This is a genomic window from Streptococcus sp. 1343, assembly GCF_013277355.1.
In the GTDB taxonomy this organism is placed as follows: domain Bacteria; phylum Bacillota; class Bacilli; order Lactobacillales; family Streptococcaceae; genus Streptococcus; species Streptococcus pseudopneumoniae.
Genome location: NZ_VMMT01000007.1, coordinates 63,928 through 69,537, shown reverse-complemented (window position 1 = coordinate 69,537; position 5,610 = coordinate 63,928). Strand labels below are relative to the sequence as shown.

The 5,610-nt window shown below is 40.2% G+C and carries 2 protein-coding genes and 1 pseudogene; all 3 read right to left on the bottom strand.

The genetic code is table 11. The annotated features are described in order from the left end of the window. On the bottom strand, positions 1 to 3,076 hold a 3,076-nt coding region (locus HT709_RS01365; protein WP_172925440.1), incomplete at its 3' end, for a DUF1542 domain-containing protein. A gap of 212 nt (positions 3,077 to 3,288) precedes the next feature. Beyond that, a complete protein-coding gene (locus tag HT709_RS01360) occupies positions 3,289 to 3,555 on the bottom strand; it encodes a YSIRK-type signal peptide-containing protein (protein WP_172925439.1) in 267 nt (88 codons plus the stop codon). Positions 3,556 to 4,708: 1,153 nt separating this feature from the next. Then, positions 4,709 to 5,152, bottom strand: a pseudogene (locus HT709_RS01355) (adenylosuccinate lyase); the annotation flags it as partial. Positions 5,153 to 5,610 lie beyond the last annotated feature (458 nt).

Sequence of the window (5,610 nt, the reverse complement as noted above, 5' to 3'; positions counted from 1 at the left end):
CAGCTTTCTTCTCTGCATCTGTCAAGTCTGTACGCTCATCAATGGTCTTGTTCTTAGCAGCAAGAGCGTCATCAATGGCTTTGTCAGCGGCTGCTTTAGCAGTTGTTTCTGGATTCACAGCTTTAATCGCTTCTACACCTTGTGTCTTAGCGGCATCTACTTGTTCTTGAGCTGCTTGGGCTTCTTCTGGTGTTGCGGCTACATCTGGTTGAGCATCAATGGCCTGGTTCGCTTCAGCTGCTTTCGCTTGAGCTTCTTTCTTAGCTGCATCTTTTTCTTCAGCTGTTAGATCTTGACGGGCATCGATTTCTGCTTCTTTCTTAGCTAGTTCATCTGCCACTGCTTTCTTAGCAGCATCTTTGGCTACTGGAGTCACAGAGGTAACATCCGCTACACCTTTATCTTCTGCAGCGTCCACAAGTTTTTGGGTTGCTCGGGCTGCATCTTCTGTATCTTCATTATCAGGTTGAGCGTTGATTTTAGCTAATTCTGCATCAGCTAATTTTTTGGCTTCTGCTTTAGCTGCGTCTTTTTCTGCTTGACTTAGGTCTGTGCGCTGATCAATCTCATCATTTTTAGCTGTTAAGGCATTGGCAATTGCTGCCTTAGCATTCTCTTTAGCGATTGGGTTTACTTTAGAAATGGCTGTAGTGGCTTCTGTTTGCGCTTCATTTACAGCTGCATCTGTCGTCGCTGCATCGATTTTCTCAGTTGCTGCCCGGGCTGCTGCGTTAGCTTTAGCAATAGCGGCTGTTTTTTCAGCTTCTGATAGATTTCTGTCTGCATTAATAGCATCTTCTTTGGCCTTACGAGCTGCTTCAATTGCCGCTTTGGCTTCAGCTTTTTTAGCTACTACTGGATTGTCTGCTGCAATGGCGGTTGTCCCTTCAGTTTGAGCTTGATCCAAGGCAGCTTTTGTTGTTAGGCTAGGATCATTAATTGCTGCTAATGCTTTTTCCTTATCTGCATTTACCTTAGCGATAGCAGCTTGTTTTTCATCATCGGTAGTATTAGGATCTGTAATAGCATTAATTTCTGCGATCTTATCTTCTGCAGCCTTGTTCACTGCATCAATCGCAGGTTGTTTATCAAGAGTTACAAATTCTGATAATGGTCTTTTATCTGTAGATCCATCTGTATAGGTTACAACAAGATTTCCAGCGTTATCTTTTGCTACTGATTTAATCTTAGTCTTAGCATCTTCAGCATCTACAGTTTTACCTTTTTTGTCTGCAAAGTTGGCATCATCATTAGTTTGAGCATACTCAATTTGTAATTTTTCTTTGATTTTATCTAAGTCTGCTTCTGTTACGTTAGCTGGGTCTGCTACAGCAACTTTTTCAGTTGGAGTTGCTATATCATATTTAGATGTTTGATTTTTAACTACGAATCGAACATATCCTGGTTTTTGTCTCGCATTAGGATCTTTATCTAGCGCTCTGTAATCAGTGTTTGAAAGTTTACCGTCATTATCTTTAGAAACGACGAAACTTGTCCACTGTTTACCAGCTGCTAGATTAGTTTTACCAGTCATCTTGATAGTAGCTGTTCTCTTATCTTCAGATACTGAACCTTCTCCAGTCACTGCACCATTTTCAACTTTACCTGTTGTAAATCCATAGCGATTCGCGTTATTCTCTGAAACATCTCCAGGTCCACGTAGGTAAAGATTTTTAACTTCATTTTCATCTGTACCTTTGAAAGTTAGATCAGTGTTTTCACCTGTATAAACATAGATTTGTTTATTAGCTTCATTTGAGTATGGAATCTCAACTGTCGGAGCAGCATTTGTGCGTGCAAACTCTGTTAATGGTAATGTATCTGTAGATCCATCATTATACGTCACCACCATATTGTTATCTACTTTTGTAACAGATTTAATCTTAGTTTCTTTATCGTCAACGTTTTCATTGCGTTTTGATACTAAGTTAGCATCTGTATTTTTTGCAGAATAGTGAAGTTTAATATTTGCATTGTTTTCACCGACTAGTTTCTTAAACTCTGCATCTGTTACGTTATTAGCATCAACTACTGGGAACTTAGCGGATTCTTCTGCCGGTTTTGTAACATCATATTTTTGAGTTTGTGGCTTAAGCATGACACGGAAGGCATGGTCGTTAGCGGCATCCTTTCCAGAACCAGCGAATTTTGTTCCTTCGACATCTGTAACTGTCACATAACGCCAACCTAAAGGCAATCCCTGTGGAGTTTCTCCTTTTGTTGCTGCGTCTAGGCTATCTTGTGATAAATTATCTACTGCCTTCGGAGTACCTGAGTATCTGATAACCGCTGGTGTCGCGTTCGATGCTGGTGTTTCAGTTTTAAACTCGTTTGCTGTATATCCATACTGAGTATTGATTTTATCAGTCTCACCGTCTACAGGTTTGAAAGCATTGCTTCCCCATTGTTCCAGTGTGGCTTTTGAAACCTTATCCGAATCATCTTTGATTTTAATATCAAACGAGTTCTCTTCTGCACCATAGACATAAATTTCTCGTTTAGCTTCATCTGAGTATGGAATATCTACTGTTGGAGGTTGATTGGTACGTGCTACACGATCAACTGGAACCACATCTGTTGAACCGTCTTTATAGGTTACAGTGACGTTTCCATCCGCTACATTTACACTCCCCACTACTGAATCACGAGGTTCTACAACAGTTCCTTTTTTAGACTCTAGTCTAGCGTCCTGGCTAGTTTTAGAATATTCAACTTTAAGCTGAGTTTTAATTTTTTCAATATCTTGTTCAGTTAAATTGTCAATATTTGAGACACTAATTTTATCAGCATTGGTTGCTGGTTCCTGGATGCTATATTTGTAGGTTTGAGATTTAAGAACAAGAGATATATATCCTGGATCTATTTTTTGCCCAGAGTTTACAACATTATTCAGACCTTGTTTATCACCAACCTTTACATAACGCGTCCCAATTTTTAGTGCTTGTTCCTCTCTTTTTGTATATCCGTTATGTCTTTTTAGACTATCATCTGGTTTCCCTGAAATAGTAATTGTAGCAGGAGTAGCTTGAGTAGCAGGAGTACCAGAAGCAGAAGAAGGAGTTGTATTGTTAGACATATCTTCATTAATTACCGTTCCAGTATAGCCATACTCAAGGTTAAGTTTATTCTCTGCTCCGGTAACTTTCCTAAATGCCTGATTCGAACCCTTTTTGAATGTTGCATAAAGAATTTCCCCACTATCATCGTAGACAGGAATTTCAATATTTGCATCTTCCTCATTATAAACAAAAATTTCCTTTTCATCCTGACGAGAATAGGAGATTACCGCTACAGGTTTTTGATTTTCTGCACCAGTAGACGGTGCTCCATCTCCTGGGTCAGCCTCCCCCCTCCGTTAGGGCTAGCTGCCACAGCGGCTCCGCCTTGTGGGTCTGTGCCATTCTCATCAGCTGACACTGCTCCGTTCCCCAAAAACATAAATAGAGCCGCTACTGCCACACTGGCCGCACCAAAACTATATTTACGAATAGAATAACGCGTGACCTTCTCACGACGCAGGCGCTCAGAACGACTCATGGATACTTTCTTGTCCATTACTTAAATCTCCTTTAGGATTATATTTTTCTACATAAGAGAGGCTCCTCCTTCCTTATAGAAGGAGACTTCCTCTATGCATAGATTTACTTTACTATGATACATAATTACCAAGATATATGCAACTTTTTTGTTTGCTAATATTTTGCTAAAAAAAAAAAAAAACATTTTTTCGATTTTCGTGAATTTTATTCGGTTTTTTTATCCATGTTTTTTATTATTTTATGAATTTGTTAAGGATTTACAGATTCTTATGACATCTTATGCTCTGATTTTTTAGGATTCACTCAACCCTTAATTTCTATAAATATTATTTTTTCAAAATAACTCTATCTTTTTCACTAGCCTCGACAAAATAAGTAGAAAAAATGTAAGGGGGTGCGCCTTTTTCATTGGCATCATTTGAATATGACAACATGCAAGGAGCCTAAAAAAGAGAAACTGCCAGTGATATCACTAGCTATTCTGATTGCTTGCCATAGAACAGAAGATAGCGGCTCCTTGCCTCTCCTGACTACTTGACTAGTCTTGACCACTTACTATAGCTGCTCAGTTTTAAACAAGCAGGTTATCAGAAAGCCATGGCCTAGCCTACTGATTTTAAACAAGGAGCATTGGATGGCATCAAAAAAGAACACAGGCCTGCCGAGGCAGCCAAAGTTTTTGATCTTGGTCTCAGAACTCTCTTCAGCTAAGAAAAGAAATGAGGTGAACAAGGACACTGAGAGCGGAAAGAGCCAGTCATCAAAAATCGAAAGCTTTTGTAGAGGCTCATATCGAGGCTGCTTTCAGGGAAATTGCGGCACAGTTTGATTGTGCTCTCCCTTCAGTAGGGGCAGCTTTAAAGCAGATTCAGGTCATTTGAAAAAGACGACTAGCTTTAAGGAACAAGATTCAAAAAAAGTCGCTGACTTCTCTAGTCTGGAGATTTTCCAATCTCTCTCCTTATGGGACGGTTCTATAGTAAAATGAAATAGAAATAGGACAAATCAATCAGGACAATCAAATCGATTTCTAACCATGTTTTAGAAGCAGAGGTGTACTATTCTAGTTTCAATCTACTATATTTTTTAGCAAAGGGCTTTAAGATAACATAAAAATCGAAGTTCTGCTACTCCTATAAATGGAGTCATAGAAATTCGATTTTTTCTAATTATCCTAATCCTAAACGTTCAAAGATAGGCTCCACTCGTTTGGTATAGTAAAGATGGTTGAAAATCTCATCGATTTCCTCTTGTGTCAAACGTGATGTCACCTCTGGATCTGCTTCCAGAAGTAGTTTGAAGTCTACTTGCTTGTCCCAAGAGTAGGCTGTTTTTGGTTGTACCAAGTCATAGGCTTGCTCACGGGTCATGCCTTGTTCAATCAAGGTCAACATGGCACGTTGGCTAAAGATCAGACCAAAAGTCGCGTTCATGTTGCGGATCATGTTTTCTGGTAAGACCGTCAAGTTCTTGACGATATTTCCAAAACGGTTGAGCATGTAGTCAATCAAGATGGTCGTATCAGGTGTGATGATACGCTCAGCTGATGAGTGGGAAATGTCGTGTTCATGCCAGAGAGCCACATTCTCATAGGCTGTAATCATGTGACCACGCTCTAAACCCTGTTCAATCCCCTCTGCACGACCTCTCTCCAACCCTTTTTCTTCAGCTTGCTCCAAGGCATAGTCCTGTGCTAACAAGGCTTGTTCTTCGCGTCTGCGTTGTTCACTAAACATCTCCCTGTCCTCCTCGGACCAGCTCTTATAGTCTAGCAGTTGGTCTGCTTGACTGATGGCTCGCTCGGGTTCCTGGGTAAAAGGTTTATTCCCAAAAAACTCCAACCATGGTTTACGAACCTCGTCTTTGCTGGTTTCTCTGTATTTTTTTAGGTCTTATTTGTAATGTTTTTTCAATAGCGACTCAAACTCAGCGACGCTCATACCCAGCTGATGGCTGGCAACCTCGGAAGTCAGAAGTCCTTGGCGAACCATATCCAGAAAGGCAAAAAGTTTTCCACGTTCAAGTCCTTGTTCTAAACCTTTTTCGATGCCCTGTTCAATCCCCTCAGCTC